We start from the raw sequence: 15,119 nt of genomic DNA, 5'->3' as shown, positions 1-15,119 counted from the left end.
CCTTTGCCTCCCGTTTCCGGACTGCTGTTCAGCACAGCCGGGGTCGTACGCGCCGCACCCGCCAGCGTCATAACGATTCAGGGCAGCGGGTCGGCGCCATGCTGAGCGCGGCGGGGCGGCAGAACACCAGCGGCACGAACGCGGCCCCCGTCACCACCAGCCCTGCGACCAAGCTGCAACGCTGCCTTTCCTCATCGTTGTCGGTGACCAGGTAGAACGGCACGGTGACGGTCCGGTCGGTGATCACCGTCAGGGGTGGCGGCTCGTTGTAGTTCTCCAGGTCGGGCGTGCCGGGGCCGTCGGCCTTGTCCACCACAGCGGGCAGATCGAGTACCCAGGTCGTGGCAGTGGGTGCGGGGTTGGAATGCTCGCTGTAGGACAGCCTGCCGGTCGGCAGGATGAGGTGTTCTTCGGTGTCTGCGTGCGGGTAGAGCGGGGCCACGTTGTAGCGAAGGTTGCGGAAGGCATGCAGCGGGGACACCGGGTCGCTCAGTTCGGCCGACCGGGCGTAGGCGCGGTTGTTGTGCGTCTTCTTCACGCACATCACCGCGTCGGCGGCCGGCGTGCTGCTTCCCTGGGTGATGCAGACGCCCAGGGCGACGTAGTCGTTGGAGGGCGGGGTGGGCTGCCGACGGTGCCAAGCGTCGTGCCGCTGGCCGGGAGCGTGGCCAGCCGGGTGCACCCGGACGGCGCCTTGAGCAGATCGCCTTGCGCGGAGTGGTCCTTGACCACCAGGACGACGTCGTTCCGTGAGCAGAACACGGTGCCCAGCGATCGCCATCCGGAGGGCAGAACGGGGTTCCACAATCCGGGCTCAGTTGTGATGCCGGGACCTATCGCGTGCGTGAGGTGCGTGACGAAGCAGAGCTCGAGGTCGCCGTAGCGCTGGATCTGCGGTGCCGTCATCGCGCCGCGGGCGGGCGGGCGAGTGCCCGCTCGCCATGAGGACCTCGGTGAGGTCCTGGTCCGTGAGGGCTGCTGTTTGCGGCTGATCTTGGATGTCCTGCTGGCTCACCGGTGATTTTCCTCGCCATCCGAGAGTTGGGACTCCTGGTAGTCAAATTAGTGACGCTAAGTGACTAACTGGTGGCGCACAAGACAAGGGGCCGCCGCACTCGGTGCGAGATTCCGAGGGATTTCATACGCATGACGAACACCCGATGAAATCATCAAACCCCTTCCGCGTGTGCGCGGGCGGTCGGCAATTCCGGTCGCGCAGTGGCGTCGATGGGATATTCTGTCCGGGATTTCGTCGGCAGGTTCTCTGCCGCCACGCTCGGCGCGCTCGGCGTCGACACGCACCGCGTGCCCTGCCCGGAAGGAGGCGAGAGACATGGACCGTGCCGAATGCATTGCGGCCATAGCTGCCTCCGGCCGTGTGCCCTCCCTCCTCTGCGGCGCGCGGTAACTCTTCCCCCTTCTTGTTTCTTGTCTTCGGCATCTTCCTGAGATGCCGCGTCACGAGATGTCCTGGCCTGCGCGGTTAGTCGCCGCGCGGGCCGCGGGGGCGCGCGCCCGAAGACGGGCCCTTCTTTGCTGGTCACCGTGATCTCGGCACGCTCCGCCTCACGACCAGCAAGAGCGCCGGCGTGAGTGACACGCAGCTGGTGAGGCAGGCCCCGGGTGCTGGTCCCCGGTTCCCGCTGCCCCACCGCCATGCCGTGTCCCCGTGCTGCGTACACCGGCCCGTCGTCACCACTGCGACCGTCCCTGGCCGGCTGTCTCGACAGCACTTCGACACGAAACGTGCGTGATCGCCATGAGCAAGAAACGTCCCGGAGGGAAATCCCTCCCGTCCGCCCCTTCCACGGCCACCGACCGTTCCCCGGACCGCGTGGTTCCCGCCGCGACTCCGGCACCGGCACCGGATCCGAAGCGCTGGTGGGCGCTGGCGGTCATCGCCCTCGCCCAGCTGATGGTGATCCTTGACGGCACCATCGTGAACATCGCGCTGCCCTCCGCCCAGCGCGCTCTCGGCATGTCGGACGCCGACCGGCAGTGGGTGATCACCGCCTACACGCTGGCCTTCGGCGGGCTGCTGCTGCTCGGCGGCCGGATCGCCGATCTGGTGGGCCGCAAGCGCACCTTCGTCATCGGCCTGGCCGGGTTCGCCGCGGCCTCCGCGCTGGGCGGCGCGGCGGCCGGTCCCGGGATGCTGTTCGCGGCACGGGCCTTGCAAGGTGCGTTCGCGGCGGTCCTGGCGCCCTCGGCCCTGTCGCTGCTGACGACGACGTTCACCGACCCCAAGGAGCGGGCCAGGGCGTTCGGGGTCTACGGTGCGCTGGCCGGCGGCGGCAGCGCGGTCGGGCTGATCGTGGGCGGTCTGCTGACCGAGTACCTGAACTGGCGCTGGTCCCTGTACGTCAACGTGCCCATCGCGCTGGCCGCCCTGCTCGGCGCACCGGCCTTCCTGCGCGACCGCTCCGGCCGCCGGGGCGGGCACCTGGACGTGCCGGGCGCGCTGCTGGGCTGCGGCGGGCTCGTCGCCCTCGTGTACGGCTTCAGCGAGGCCGAACCTCGCGGCTGGACCAGCCCATCGGTGCTCACGCCGCTCGTGGCCGGTGTGATCTTGCTCGCCGCCTTCGTGTGGTGGCAGAGCCGCGCGGCGAGCCCGCTGCTGCCGCTGCGCATCGTCAAGGACCGTGTCCGGGCCGGATCGCTCGCGACGATGAGCTTGGCCACCATCGGCATGTTCGGCGTCTTCCTGTTCCTGACGTACTACCTGCAGGTCGTCCTCGGCTACCCGCCGGTGCGGACGGGCCTGGCCTTCGTGCCGATTTCGGCCGGTATCGTCATCGGCGCGACCCAGATCGCGGCCCGCCTGCTGCCACGCACGGCGCCGCGCACCTTGATGTCGTCCGGCATGGTGCTGGCCGCCGCCGGCATGGTGCTGCTCAGCAGCCTGACCGTGCATGCGCAGTACGTCGCGCACGTGCTGCCCGCCCTGCTGCTGCTCGGTCTGGGCATGGGCCTGACCTTCATGCCGGTCTACGCGACGGCCACCGCCGGCGTGCCCGCGCAGGACGCCGGTGTGGCCTCGGCTGTCCTCAACACCGTTCAGCAGATGGGCGCTTCGCTGGGCACCGTACTGCTCAACACCATCGCCACCGGCGCCACCAGCCGTTACGTCCACTCGCACTTGCACGATCCGGCCCACGGCGGCGCGACCCTCAACGAAGGCATGGTGCACGGCTTCTCCGTCGCCTACTGGTGCTCGGCGGGCGTCCTGCTGCTCGCCGCCCTGGTAGCGGGCCTCACCGTACGGCACAAGACGCCGAAGCACGCCGGAAACGACGCACCGGCCTAGCGAGCCGGGCCGTGTCCCGCCACCGTCCGCCTCACCCCTCGAAGGATCCTCCATGAAACCCCTGACCGAGCACGACATCCGAACCTCGTTCGTCAACTGCTCGAAGGCGAGACCAAACGCCTCCCCCTGCTCAAGAACCTGGCGGACCTGACCACTAGGGCGACCTGGACTTCCTGGGCTGGCTCAGCGCATGCTGTCGGCCAGCAGCTGGTCGATACGGCCCGGATGTGACTTGGATCGCTTGAGGTCGTGATTCTTGGATCGTCGTGGTCGGCTTGGCTGCGGTGGTTGGTCCTGGGCGTTCTGCAAAGCCGCTGCCTGGCCCGGAATAGGGGCGAGGCAGCGGCTTCAGTTCGTGATCGTTGATGGCGTTTCTGGTTGGTGTGACCCCATCGAGCCGATGACGAGGTTCTAGTGAAGGCTGGGACTGCACAATTGTGCAGTATAGTGTTCGAAGAGACAGCAAACTGTATGGACGGACAGGAGACGGCCGAACGTATGGTCAGCAACGAACCAGAACCCGAGGACCTCACCGCCCGCGCCCGGATCAGGGACGCCGCAGTCAAGCTCTTCGGTGAACTCGGGTTCGAGCGCGCCACGTTCCGGGGCATAGCCGAGATCGCCGGCGTGGCACCCTCCCTCGTACGCCATCACTTCGGCTCCAAACAGGGCCTGCGGGACGAGTGCGACAAACATCTGATCAAGACACTCCGGCGGCTCAACGAGCGCGTCGAGGCCGCCGGCCTCGACGCGATCCCCGACGTGCGCCCCTCCGCCGCGCTCGGCCCCTACCAGCGCTACCTGGCCCGCGCCCTGAGCGAGGGCGCGGCCACGACGCTGTTCGAGGAGCTGGTACGGATCCACGAGCAGTGGCTCACGCAAGCAGACCTGACCAGGGACGACCCCCCGCAGGCCGACCTCAGAGCACGGGCGGCGGTGCGCACGGCGATGACCCTGTCCATCGCGGTCCTGTACGAGAACGTGTCCCGAGCCATGGACGCCGACCTGACCAGCCCGCAGGGCGAGCTACGGCTGCTGCGAGCCCTGCTCGAGGTGCACTCCCACCCCATGCTCACGCCACAGGAGGCCGCCGCGGCCCGCGACGTCCTCGAGCGAGGAGAAGCGCAATGAACAAGATCGACACTGACTTCACCGGCATCCGCAACAGCGCCTTCGTCACGCTGTACGCACACTGGCGCGACAGCCTGGACCGGCGCTCGATCCTGCACGACTCCCGGGCGGGCGGCGTGATGGAGCAGCTCAGCTTCGACTTCTCCCAGTTCACCCGGATCCACTACACCCGCTTCACCATCGCCGCCCGCTCTGGCCTGCTGGATGAGTGGGTGCGACGGTTCCTGTCGGACAACCTGGGCGCGGTGGTGCTGGACGTCGGGTGCGGGCTCGACAGCCGCGTCTTCCGCGTCGACCCGACACCCGGGCACCACTGGTACGACGTCGACTTCCCCGACATGATCACCCTCAGGGACCGCCTCTACCCCAAGCGGCCCGATCACACCAGCGCCGGCGCCGCCGTCACCGAACCCGGCTGGCTGGAGCGCATCCCCGGCGACCAGCCCGTGATCGTCGTGGCCGACAGCCTGTTCATGTTCCTGCCCGAGGACGAACTGCGGCAGTTCCTGCGCCGGGTCATCGACCACTTCCCGCGCGGGGAGATCGTGTTCACCGCGTACTCGTCCCTGGTCAAGCAGCGGGAGGCCAAGAAAGGGCTTCCGCCATTCTTCGAACGCAACGACATCAGAATGCGGTGGACCTACGACGGGCCAGACGACATCGCCAGACTCGACGACCGGCTGCGCCTGGTGGAGCGGCACAGCCAGACCGAGCTGCGACTGCACCGCAACGCGCCGTTGTACGACAAGCTGATGTGCGCGTTCATCAACATCTTCCCATCCGGCCGGTACGCCGGGACCGTGCTCCGCTACCGGTTTTGAAGGCCCCCTCGGCATCCCCACGCGATGAGCTTCGCCCGCCAAGACCGCTCCCCACTTCGTGTGCCGTCGGGTTGCCCGGCGTAACGGCGCGCAACGCTTGTACTTCCGCTCGCACGTGATTCTGCACAGCGGCACAGAAAAGGCGCAGCAGACGGCCGGTAACCCTGACCTTGGCGCCCGTGACCCGGACATGTGGGCCGAGCGGTTTGAGGGACCGGGTGTCGCGCTGCGGCTCATGCCCACCAACACGCTGCCGGATCTCGGCCCAGGCACGTGAGACAGCGAGACCCTCCAGCAGGACTCCCAGCAACAAACGTCTGAAGGGAGACGCAGCGAGCAAAGGGCAGCGAGGCACGCGCCGCCCTGGCCTTCCGCGTCACCGGCGGCCGTATCGTCTGCCGCGACGTCATCGCGGCCCTCCAGCGTCTCGCCCAACTGCACATCGAGGAGTGAACGCCAGATGTTCACCGTGTACGTCGCCGTGACCATCGCCACGATTTTGGCCAATTCCGCGATCGTCGTCGCCGACCTCGCGAGAGCCGAGTTCGTCCTCGCCAACATGGCCGAAGTGGGCGTCCCGCCATCAGCCCTGCCGATGCTGGCCATGCTCAAAGCCGCTGGTGCGGTCGGGCTTCTCCTTGGCCTGCTGGGTATCGATGTCATCGGGGTCGCCGCGGCGGCCGGACTCGTGGCCTTCTTCGTTTGCGCGATCGTCGTTCACGTGCGGGCCCGGGTCTTTCATAACATCGCGTTCCCCGGCGCCTTCCTCGTCTTGGCTCTCGCATCCTTGGCACTGGGGATCACGCATTAGTACTGGGAGGCCAAGATATCCGCCCGGGTTCTCGGCGATCGCTACGGCGACGCTGGCGACAAGTACCGATCCAAGAACCACGACCCTCAAATGATCCAAGTCACAGCGTGGGGCGAGCTCGAGTGCGTCGTTGTAGTTGCGGGCGCCGATGTGGAAGGCGATGTAGGCCAGGGCGGGGGGTCGGGCCGTGTGGTTGGAGCCGGTCGCGTGCGCCTGCTGGTAGAGCGCGTGGGGCGATGGTGAGTACGGCAGTGGCGTTGTCGAGGATGGGCCGGAGCGACCTGAAGGTCACCGGCCCCGCCGAGCCCCCGCCGACGTCACCCACTACCTCGGGGGTCTTCTCGCCGGGTAGCCCCGGTGCATTGCTGCACCGGGGTAGATGGAGGACGTCCGGCTGGCACGGGACACTTCTACTTGGCGTGCGCGGGTTTCGGGAGTGCGAGCATCACGAGCGCCGTGATCAGGTAGAGCGCGGCGGAGACGATCAGAACAATGCTGAGCGCGTGACTGTAGTCGGCCAGCCCCGGTGCTCCGGTGGCTGAATCGGTGATGGAGGTGAAGAAGATCGTGCCGAGAACGGCGATGCCGACAGCGCCGCCGATCTGGTTGACGGTGGAGAGCACCCCGCCCGCGGCGCCTGCGTTACGTCCGGGGACGCCTGTGAGGACGACGTTGACGAGAATGGGTGCGGCGAGACCGAGCCCGAGGCCACCGATGAAGAGTGCGAGGGCGAGGAGCCAGTATCCGGGATCGTTGCCGTCCTTGACGATGGACCACAGGACGAGCTGAGATGCCGCGATGGTGAGCGAGCCGATGATCAGGAGCGTTCTGCCGGCCTTGTCGGCGAGAGCGACGCCGAGGCCGGAGGTGATGATCGAGCCGAGCGCGTACGGGAGGATCACCAGGCCGGTCTCCCATGCGGTTCGGCCGGTTCCGTTCTGGAGGTAGACCGAGAGGGTGAGGAAGTACGACCCGATGCCGCCGAAGAAGAGCACCGAAGCGCTCAGGCCGACTGCGAAGGCGCGGATTCTCAGCAGGGCCGGGTCGAAGACAGGTTCGTTTCCGCGTCCGGTGAGGCGGCGCTCGTGGGCGAGGAAGATCGCGAGCACGATGATTCCGGCTGCGAGGAGGGCGTAGCCGGCCCAGGTCCATCCCCATGGCTCGGTCTGGATGATCGGCAGCAGCAGGAGAAGGATGCCCATGGCTGCGAGGAGCGCGCCTGTGAGGTCCAGTCGCGCGGTCGAGGCGGAGCGGGACTCCGGCAGGACCTTCGCGCCGATGATGAGCGCCAGGATCGAGACGGGCACGTTGATCCAGAAGATCGTGCGCCAGCCCAGGTCGAACAGGTTGGCGTCGATGAGCAGTCCGCCCAGCAGCGGGCCGGCGACCGAGGCGAGGCCCTGGACCGCTCCGTAGGCGCCGAACGCCTTGGCGCGCTCGCCCGGAGCGAATGATGCCCGGATGATCCCGAACACCTGCGGGACCATGATCCCGGCGGTCAGTCCCTGCCCGGCCCGCATGCCGATGAGCATCCCCGGATCGACGGCCAGCGCGCACAGCGCCGAGGTGACCATGAACCCGGCTAGCCCGATCATGAACAGCCGCTTGCGGCCGTACTGGTCGCCGAGCCGTCCGCCGGTGATCAGGCCCGCGCCCAGGGCGAGGGTGTAGGCGGCGATCGTCCATTGGATCTGAGCGTCGCCGGCATCCAGGTCTTGGGCTATCGCCGGGGCCGCGACGGTGACGATCGTCGCGTCGAGAAGGTCCATGAAGGAACCGAAGAGCACCACCAACAGCGCCGTGGTCGCGCCGGCGCCGGCGGTGAGTGTCGGCGAAGCCTCAGCGGTGCGGGTGCCCTCTCGGGGGCTCGGTGAATCGGTCATGTCGGCCAGCATCACCGGCATAGTTGCCATCGAATGGCCGCTATCGGTGAGAGAATCGGGGAATCATGGCTGCCACTTCCGCTCGGACGCTCAAGCTGCTGTCCATCTTCGGGATCGGTGCGACCCTGACCGCCGGGGAACTCGCCACCCGGCTCGGAGCGTCAGTGAGAACTGTGCGTCGCGATATCGATACGCTCCGGGATCTCGGGTATGAGATCGAGGCCGTCCGCGGAGCGGGTGGGGGATACCGGCTCGGTCGTGCTACGCGCTTGCCGCCGGTCGTCTTCGATGAGGACCAGGCTGTTGCCACCGCCGTCGCGCTCCAGACCGTGCCGACGGTCCTGTCCGGCATCCACGAGAACGCGGCCCGTGCTCTCGCCACGCTGCACCAGGCGATGCCCGCGCGCAGCCGCCTGCACGCCGAAGCGTTCACCGTCTCCTCAGCCCGCAACTACTGGGAGTTCCCCGCGCCACCGATCGACGCCGAGATCGTCCGCGCCGTTGGCAGCGCGATCAACTGGCAACACCTCGTTCGCGTGGGCTACACCGGTGACGGCGAACCCGTCACGCTCACGCTGGAACCGCACGACCTCGTGGTCTGGGCCGCACGCTGGTACCTGGTCGCCTTCGACCCGGACGCGGACCGATGGCGCGCGATGCGCGTAGACCGCATCAAACCACGCACGCCCACGCACACCCCCTTCGCCCGGCGTGACATCCCGTACGGCGATCCCGTCGCCTTCGTCATGACCGCACACGACCGCGGAGACGCCGCCGCCGAATGGCAATGCCGCGGCTCAGCCATCCTCGCCCTGCCCGCCTCCATCGTCGCCCGGTTCGCCCCCGGCGGATCAACAGTGCGGTACGACACCGAAACCACGTGCCGACTCACACTCGGTGCATGGTCATGGCCAGGTCTGGCAGGACTGCTCCTCACTTTCGGCGCCGACATCACAGACATCGAACCGGCCGAACTCAGGCAAGCCCTGCACTCCCTGCGCACCCGAATCACCAAGGGACTCCGGCCCGCCCGACCTCACCGGTGACCCCCATCCTGCCTTCGGAGGTAAGAGCCGGACCGAGACCGCCTCTCGGCGGATGGCACAGTCGCGCACCGTGGCCTGCGGCTATTCCGCCCGGCCCAGTGGAGCGGCGCCGAGCCCCTGCCGGTCCAACGTGCGGCCGTGGCAGGTCCAGCCGAGGGAGGGCCTGTCGGCGGCGGGTGAAATCACGTACTTGCAAGATCTTCGTGTAGGGGTGAGCAGGAGTCCGGAAGCCTCTCAGCTGGCCCGGCCCAAGGTCACGGTGCGGGATCCGGGTGTGAAGTCGCCGAAGGACTGTTGCCAGGACTCACCGGGCCAGTAGTACGTCACAAGGCCTTCGGTGGGCCGGTAGTGGGCGGTGTAGAGCGTTCTCGACCCCTGCTCTTCGACGGATCGATACAGCGGCGGCTTGAGCATTGCCGCCACGTCCGTACCCGCGGCGCGGATGGCTCGCAGCCGCTCCTGCGTCCGCATGGCCCGCTCCTGCTCGTCGATCACCGGCAGGTGCTGGTGATTGGCGGCACAGGCGTCCGGTCGGCGGGGGAGCCCGATGCGCGGTGAGGCTCCGCGGACCTCCGCCGTGCCGTCGGGCACTTCGCCGACGCAGTCGGAATGTCCAGCCGATCCGACGGTTCGACCATTCCGGCCGCGCTCAGCGGGGTCCATAGTTTTGCCTCACCCGTGCGTTTCTGTCAAGTGAAGCCCTAGCCCATCACGCTCAACCGGAGGCGAAATGACGAGAAGGACGAGAGCGCGACGCCCAGCCGTGTTAGCCGCCGTCGCTGTGCTCGGCATGCTCATGTCCCTGCTCACAGCGCCCCCTGCGGTCGCGCTCGCCACCCGCAGCGTGAACTCTCCCAACGGACAGATCACCTTCACCGTCACCGAGCAGACGGCAGGCGCTCTGACGTTCGCGGTGACCGCGGGCACCACCTCGATCTTCGGCGACTCCCCTCTGGGCATCGCCACCTCGGCGGTCGATCTGCGGTCCGGACTGAGCTATGTCAGCGAGGCGCGTACGACGATCGACACCACCTACTCGTTGCCGGCAGGAACCAAGCCATCGTATCGCGATCACGCCAATGAGCTGATCCTGCTGTATGCGAAGAGCGGACAGACGCTGGAGCTGGTGATTCGCGCCTACGACGACGGCATCGCCTACCGCTACCGGCTGCCGGGCGGCGGGCCGGTGTCGATCACGGATGAGACCAGCGGTTTTCGCCTGCCCACGACGAGCGGTGGCTGGGCGGCCCCGTGGAACGCGAACTACGAGCAGGACTACACCTACCATGACGCGTCCCAGCTGAATTCCGGCACGGAGCTCACGATGCCGCTGCTGGCGTCGATCGACGACAACGCCTACTTCACGGTCATCACCGAGGCGCAGGTCGTGAACTCGAACGCCTCCTACGTGCCGTCCCTGGTGAAGGGCAGCGGGGCGAGCGACGGGCTGCTGAACCTCAAGCGGACGCCGGATCAGGCGTTCCCGATCTCGGCGACGTATCCCTTCCAGACGCCCTGGCGCGCGGCGATCATCGCGGGGAACCTCGACACGCTCTACAACTCCGATCTGGTGCAGCACCTCAACCCCCCGTCGCCGGTGAACGCCTCCTGGGTCCGTCCTGGGCGCGCCGCGTGGTCCTGGTACGCCGACGGGGACAGCGCGAGCGATCTCGACAAGCAGAAGGAGTACGTCGACTTCGCCGAGGCCATGGGCTTCGAGTACGTGACCATGGACTGCTGCTACAACCGCACCACGGACCTGCCGGCGATCGCGGCCTACGCCAAGCAGCGCGGCGTGAAGATGTTCGCCTGGGTCAACGCCGAGCCGTTCGCCGACCCGGCCGACGCCGAGGCCCTGATGGCCGAGCACAAGACCTACGGCATCGACGGGCTGAAGGTCGACTTCTTCCTCAGCGACTCACAGAAGTCGATGAGCTGGTACCAGTCGATCGGCCAGGCGGCGGCGAACCACCAGATGATGCTCAACTTCCACGGCAGCACCAAGCCGGGCGGTGAGAACCGGACCTGGCCGTGGGTGGTGACCTCGGAGGCGGTCGCCGGAACCGAGCACTACCTGTATCCGCCGCCCACGACCGCCCGCCAGGACGTCACGTACCCCTTCATCCGCAACATGCTCGGCGGGATGGACTACACGCCGACGATGATCTCGGAGAACGCGTCGATTCTCACCCAGGGTCACTCCCTGGCGCAGGCGATCGTCTTCACCTCCGCGATGGTCAACTACGCCGACTCGGCCGCGGCCTACGAGCAGTGGGCCGGCCGTCACCTGATGCGCGTGATCCCGACGGTGTGGGACGAGACGAAGGTCGTCGAAGGGTTCCCCGGCGACCACGTCACGGTCGCGCGCCGGTCCGGCGACGACTGGTTCGTCGGCGCGATGACGTCGCCGGCCAGGACCGCCTCGGTTCCGCTGTCGTTTCTCGGCTCCGGTAACTACACCGCGACGATCTTCTCCGACGACGCGTCGGGCCGGCTCACCACCTCGACCCAGACCGTCACGAGCGCGGCCACGCTCTCGCTGCCGATGATCGCCACCGGCGGCGTCTCGGTACGCATCTCGAAGACGCCCCTCGCGATGATCGGCACCGGCGACAGCCGGTACGAGGCGGAGAGCGCGTCCAACACCCTGGGCGGCTCCGCCGGCGTCCAAACGTGCAAGGGCTGTTCGGGCGGCAAGAAGGTGGGCAGCGTCGGATCCGGCGGCTCGGTGCGGTTCAACGGCGTGACGGCCGCGACCGCGGGCACCCACAAGCTCACCTTCACCTACACCTCGGGCGACCCGCGATCGGTCCAGGTCCAGGTCAACGGCGCCACCGTAGCGACGGAGAACGTCAAGGACTCCGGCGGCTGGGAACACGTGGGCAAGTGGTCGCTCGACGTGCCGCTCAACGCCGGCGCGAACACGATCACGTACCTGAACGCGGGCGCCTACGCGCCGGACATCGACGCGCTGACGATCTCACGCACGATCGAGGCCGAGGCGGCCGGGAACACGCGCGCGGGCGGCGCCGCCGTGGACGTGTGCTCGGGATGCTCGGGCGGCAACGGGGTGTCCGGGCTGGCGACAGGCTCGCTCTCGGTGCCGTTCCAGGCCACCTCCGCAGGCGACAAGACGGTGCGGATCCACTATGCGTCGGCCGCCGCCGCGTCGATCAAGGTCGCGGTCGGCAGCGGGCCGCCGGTCACCGTCCCGCTGCACGCGACGGGCGGCGGCGACGCCCCGGCCACCGCGACCGTCGGGCTCTCCCTGAGCTCCGGCGCGAACACGATCCTGATCGAGGACGCGTCGGGGGCGGGCGTGACGATCGACTCGCTCGACGTGGTGATGTGAGCGAGGGGCCGGGGCGGGTACGCCCCGGCCCTGCACCGAATTGGCGAATCGTCCCATTTGCAGCTAAGAAATCCCAGTGGCCGAGGATGACGCGACCTGTGACATCCCTGGTGATGGCAGGTCCTTGCCACGTGAACAAGCCGACGGCATCCGATGGAGAACGTGTTGAGCGACGATGTACGCACCCGCCGAACGACGAGCGGGGGCTCGGTGAACGCCTGGATCCGTAACACGGACGACGGCGTGCAGTTGACCGTGACCCGCAACGACGAGACGGTCCTCGACCGAGTTCCGCTCGGATTCTCGATTGACGGCACGCAACTGGGCACGGACGCGGAGCTCGTGCACGTCGCGGACCGTACGGTTCGCGATCGGTTCGCCCTGCGTTCCGGCAAGTCCGCCGGCGACCACGACTACGAGCACCACGAGAGCGTGCATGCGTTCCGCTCGCCCGGCGGTGTCGAGTGGCAGGTCATCCTGCGCGTCGGGCGCGACGGCGTGGCGATCCGCTACGCCCTGCCCGCGCTGGACGGCACCACCCGCGTCACGGGGGATCGCACCGCCGTCACCCTGCCCGCCGGGTCGCGAAGCTGGGTCCTCGACTACCAGACCTGGTACGAAACGCCCCGGTTCGGCGTGGACACCGCCGAGCTGGCGAGCGGTGCGTACGGACTTCCCTTCCTCACCCGCCTGGACGGGACGACCCATCTCCTGATCACCGAATCCGGGATCGACGGCCGCTTCGCCGGCGCGCACGTGCGAGCGGGCGAGCCCGAACCGCAGGGCGGCCCGGACGGCCCGGGCGGGTCGGCGCCGGGAGGCGGCCGGGAGCTGCGCTTCACCCTGGCCGACGACGCCGTCGAGGTCGCCCGCGGCGTCGTGACGCCCTGGCGTGTCTTCCTCGTCGGAACCCTCGCCGAGCTCGTGTCCTCGCTGTTCGTCGAGGAACTGGCGCCGGCCGTCGCGCCCGAGCTGGCGGACGCGACCTGGGTACGCCCCGGCCGCGCGGCCTGGTCATGGTGGTCCGACTTCTACTCGGGCGCGCAACTGGCCAAGCAGCGGCACTTCGTGGACGTCGCCGCCGACCTCGGCTGGGAGCACCTGCTGATCGACTGCGGCTGGGAGGACACCTGGGTGCCCGAGATCGTCGCCTATGCCAGCCGCCGCGGCATCCAGGTGCATCTGTGGACCATCTGGCGCGATCTCAACAGCCCGGAGGACCTGCGCAAGCTGGCGCTGTGGCGCTCCTGGGGCGTCGCCGGGATCAAGGTCGACTTCATGGAGTCGGAGTCGAAGGACCGTTATCGCTGGTACGACACGATCCTCACCGAATCCGCGCGGCTCGGTCTCATGGTGAACTTCCACGGCTCGGTCATCCCGCGCGGCTGGATGCGTACGTTCCCGCAGGTGATCGGCTACGAGGCGATCCGCGGCGCCGAGTACTACGTGTTCTTCGAGAACCAGGCGCTCACCGCGGCCCACAATGTCATCCAGCCGTTCACCCGCAACATCGTCGGGGCGATGGACGCAACCCCCGTCGCCTTCGGCGCCGCCGGCCGTACCACCAGTGACGGCCATGAGCTCGGGCTCTCGGTGGCGTTCGAATGCGGGATCACCCACTTCGCCGACCACGTCGACGCGTATGCGGCGCGGCCGGCGGCGGCCCGGTTCCTCGCGGAGCTGGCGCCGGTCTGGGACGAGACGGTGCTGCTGGCGGGCGATCCCGACACGCACGCGGTCATCGGCCGCCGCGCCGGCGACCGGTGGTTCCTGGGTGGCATCGCCACCGGTGACGCGCGCGTGATCCACGTGCCGCTGGACCGGCTCGGCGCGGGACCGGACGCCCAGGTGTGGATTGTCGCCGACTCCGCGACCGTGACAGGCGGAGCGCAGGCGACCGGCCTCGCCGAGAGGGAGACTACCGCCACGGACGCCATCGACGTCGCCGTGGCCCGCGACGGAGGTTTCTCCGCCATCGTCGCGCCGGCGGGCGCGGACGTCTTCCGCGCCGCGCCCCGGCCGCACCATCCCGCCCCCGTGGTGCACCCGCCCATCGCCGAGCTCGGCGCGGACGGGACCGCGACGATCACGACGGACGCCGACGCCCGATTGCGCCTGCCGGCGGGCTGGACCGCCGCCCGGGTCTCCGAGACCGGCTGGGCCGTGCGCCCCGTACCAGGGCTGCGCCCCGGACGGCTCGGTGTCGTGACGGTCGAGCGGGACGGCACGGACGACACGGTCCCCGTCGTCGCGCACGCGCGAGTGGTGTGCCCTCTGACGCCCGGCGAGTACGCGGTGTCGGAGCTGCCGATGATCGCGTTCGTCAACGAGGACGGTCCCGTCGAGCGCGACCAGTCGAACGGTGGCGGCAATCCCGGCGACGGCGGGCCGATGCGGGTGGCCGGGCAGGAGTTCGAGCGCGGCCTCGGCACGGCGCCATACTCCGAGGCGCGCTTCCATCTGGGCGGGCGTGCCGAGCTGTGCACCGGCGCCGTCGGCGTCGACGACGAGTCCGCCGGCCACGCCAGGGTCAGCGTCCTCGCCGACGACTGCGAGATCTTCGCCGCAGTCGTCGCGGCGGGCAAGCCCGTCACCACCTTCGACCTGGACATCCAGGGGGTCCGTACGCTGTGCCTGCGCAGCGAGGCCGCCGGTCCCGACGACGTCGGCGTGCACGTCGACTGGGTCGACACCACCGTCCACGTCACATCCGTCAACCGCTAACCCCCCGGCCGGCGACGACCGGCGCACAAAGTACGAGGAACATC

General features: G+C 68.6%; 10 protein-coding genes. 7 read left to right on the top strand and 3 right to left on the bottom strand.

The window, feature by feature from the left end; genetic code table 11:
* Nucleotides 1-67: 67 nt before the first annotated feature.
* A complete protein-coding gene (locus tag ACFPZ3_RS65705; RefSeq protein WP_379524514.1) occupies nucleotides 68-682 on the bottom strand; it encodes a hypothetical protein in 615 nt (204 codons plus the stop codon).
* A 1,077-nt stretch (nucleotides 683-1,759) separates the two neighbouring features.
* Between ACFPZ3_RS65705 and ACFPZ3_RS65700 the strand changes: the two genes are divergently transcribed.
* From ACFPZ3_RS65700 to ACFPZ3_RS65685, 4 genes are all read left to right on the top strand, one after another.
* Nucleotides 1,760-3,307: an MFS transporter gene (locus tag ACFPZ3_RS65700; protein ID WP_379524513.1), complete on the top strand. Its 1,548-nt coding sequence runs from the start codon at nucleotides 1,760-1,762 to the stop codon at nucleotides 3,305-3,307.
* A gap of 471 nt (nucleotides 3,308-3,778) precedes the next feature.
* A complete protein-coding gene (locus ACFPZ3_RS65695; protein ID WP_379524512.1) occupies nucleotides 3,779-4,438 on the top strand; it encodes a TetR/AcrR family transcriptional regulator in 660 nt (219 codons plus the stop codon).
* Nucleotides 4,435-5,259, top strand: coding sequence for a class I SAM-dependent methyltransferase (locus ACFPZ3_RS65690; protein WP_379524511.1), 825 nt, complete (start codon nucleotides 4,435-4,437; stop codon nucleotides 5,257-5,259). The genes ACFPZ3_RS65695 and ACFPZ3_RS65690 overlap by 4 nt, the downstream gene beginning before the upstream one ends.
* 460 nt (nucleotides 5,260-5,719) lie before the next feature.
* Nucleotides 5,720-6,070, top strand: coding sequence for a DoxX family protein (locus ACFPZ3_RS65685; protein ID WP_379524510.1), 351 nt, complete (start codon nucleotides 5,720-5,722; stop codon nucleotides 6,068-6,070).
* Between the two features lie 410 nt (nucleotides 6,071-6,480).
* Here the strand turns inward: ACFPZ3_RS65685 and ACFPZ3_RS65680 are convergent, their stop codons facing one another.
* Entirely contained in the window at nucleotides 6,481-7,953 is a 1,473-nt protein-coding gene (locus tag ACFPZ3_RS65680; RefSeq protein ID WP_379524509.1) for an MFS transporter, read from the bottom strand.
* Between the two features lie 65 nt (nucleotides 7,954-8,018).
* Here ACFPZ3_RS65680 and ACFPZ3_RS65675 point away from each other — a divergent pair, with 65 nt between their 5' ends.
* Nucleotides 8,019-8,999: a helix-turn-helix transcriptional regulator gene (locus ACFPZ3_RS65675; protein ID WP_379524508.1), complete on the top strand. Its 981-nt coding sequence runs from the start codon at nucleotides 8,019-8,021 to the stop codon at nucleotides 8,997-8,999.
* Between the two features lie 234 nt (nucleotides 9,000-9,233).
* Here the strand turns inward: ACFPZ3_RS65675 and ACFPZ3_RS65670 are convergent, their stop codons facing one another.
* The gene (locus tag ACFPZ3_RS65670; protein ID WP_379524507.1) at nucleotides 9,234-9,590 is read right to left on the bottom strand and encodes a C45 family peptidase; all 357 of its coding nucleotides are present in this window, start codon (nucleotides 9,588-9,590) and stop codon (nucleotides 9,234-9,236) included.
* A 205-nt stretch (nucleotides 9,591-9,795) separates the two neighbouring features.
* Between ACFPZ3_RS65670 and ACFPZ3_RS65665 the strand changes: the two genes are divergently transcribed.
* Together ACFPZ3_RS65665 and ACFPZ3_RS65660 are read left to right on the top strand one after the other, a co-directional pair.
* Nucleotides 9,796-12,351, top strand: a complete 2,556-nt coding sequence (locus ACFPZ3_RS65665; protein ID WP_379524506.1) for a glycoside hydrolase family 97 N-terminal domain-containing protein — start codon at nucleotides 9,796-9,798, stop codon at nucleotides 12,349-12,351.
* 165 nt (nucleotides 12,352-12,516) lie between these two features.
* Nucleotides 12,517-15,075: a glycoside hydrolase family 97 catalytic domain-containing protein gene (locus ACFPZ3_RS65660; protein ID WP_379524505.1), complete on the top strand. Its 2,559-nt coding sequence runs from the start codon at nucleotides 12,517-12,519 to the stop codon at nucleotides 15,073-15,075.
* The last annotated feature ends 44 nt before the right edge of the window (nucleotides 15,076-15,119 follow it).

This window comes from Nonomuraea insulae (assembly GCF_042656245.1).
The sequence above is the reverse complement of the archived record's forward strand: the minus strand, read 5'-3'. Positions and strand labels throughout refer to the sequence as shown.